2 protein-coding genes and 1 pseudogene are annotated in these 1,389 nt (G+C 57.2%); all 3 read left to right on the top strand.

Annotation, left to right across the window (positions count from 1 at the left end; translation table 11 throughout):
• Positions 1–235 (top strand): annotated as a pseudogene (locus tag AC5EFR_RS23445) (acetyl-CoA C-acyltransferase); the annotation flags it as partial.
• A 415-nt stretch (positions 236–650) separates the two neighbouring features.
• Positions 651–956 (top strand): hypothetical protein, encoded by a 306-nt coding sequence (locus AC5EFR_RS23440; RefSeq protein WP_493578097.1) that lies wholly within the window; start codon positions 651–653, stop codon positions 954–956.
• Complete coding sequence (locus tag AC5EFR_RS23435; RefSeq protein ID WP_493578096.1) at positions 956–1,387, top strand: phage tail protein; 432 nt, start codon at positions 956–958, stop codon at positions 1,385–1,387. Before AC5EFR_RS23440 ends, AC5EFR_RS23435 begins: the two co-directional genes overlap by 1 nt.
• Positions 1,388–1,389: the final 2 nt, after the last annotated feature.

The raw sequence follows: 1,389 nt of genomic DNA, 5'->3' as shown, positions 1-1,389 counted from the left end.
CAACGAGGCCTTTGCCTCGCAAGCCATCTATTGCCAGCAAAAACTGGACATTGACCCCGACCTCCTGAACGTCAACGGCGGGTCCATTTCCGTCGGTCACCCCTTTGGCATGACAGGCGCGCGTCTAACGGGCCATCTCTTGCTGGAAGGGCACCGCAGAGGCGCCAAATACGGCGTGGTCAGCATGTGTATCGCTGGCGGTATGGGCGCGGCAGGTTTGTTCGAAATCTTTTGATCCCATGCATGGTCGGCACCGCCAAGACGGGGCCTGATACGGTCAAATGATCGCAACAGGGGCTCCCTGTTTGACGTAGCAAAAGCATTTACCGAGGAACATGAGGATAATATCTGCAATCTCCGAAGGTTGAGAACGCGACCTGAAAAAATCGCAGGTACAGAGTATGATGGCAAAGTGGGGTGCGGTGTCCAACCCTTGGACACTAGCTTTGCGAAAAGACCGTCAATGATGACAATTACCGCTCCAAACGGCGCAAACGGATTGAGAGAATGTTCGGTCGTCTCAAGGACTGGCGGCGCGTCGGAACTCGCGCTGCGACAGATCATCATCAGCCTTCCTCTCCACAATTGACGCAGGCAGCAACCGTTGTCTTGCGATTGATGCGCGCGCGCCGGAGATCTTTGTGCCCAACATGTCGGGGACGATCTTGCCGACACGGGCGCTCAAAGCGGCGGCTGCGGCCTCTGCCATGGCTTTGCCGGTGGCGGCAGATACATCGATCGACACTGGGGACATGATGTCTCGAATTGATCGCCGTCCGGCTTTGTCAAAGCCTGCTCCGGGGCCTCAGATCACGCGTCAGGGCGACACGTTCCATATCTCAATTGCAACCACTCCCGGCATGGACGAACGCGCCATTGCCCGGGCAGTGCGTCAGGAGCTGGAACGCATTCAAGACGGGCGTCGCGGTGACCTTCATGATGGGGTGGATTACTGATGCAAATGGGGTTGGTGATGATGGCATTGGGGGCGTTTCGCTTTGGCATGTCCAATGACGCCTATCAACAGTTCTCACGCACAGCGGGCTACCGCTGGGGCAAGGTGAACCGTTTGGGCCGTGCGCCCGCGCTACAATTTGCCGGGCCAGACACCCAAGATGTAACCATTGAAGGGGTGATTTATCCGCACTTCAAAGGCGGTTTAAGGCAGGTCGATTTGATGCGCGCGCGGGCCGGGCTGGGTGTGCCGATGATGATGGTGGATGGCATGGGCTGGGTTTGGAAACGCTGGGTGATTGTCCAGGTCGATGAAACCAAGAGTTACTTCCTGAAGGACGGGGCCCCGCGCAAAATCGAGTTCTCTTTGAAACTGCAATCCTACGGCGCTGATGGCGGTGGGTTGAGCTCCTTTGTCGGGGGGCTGTTTTGATG

This window comes from Pelagimonas sp. (genome assembly GCF_058892305.1).
The sequence above is the reverse complement of the archived record's forward strand: the minus strand, read 5'-3'. Positions and strand labels throughout refer to the sequence as shown.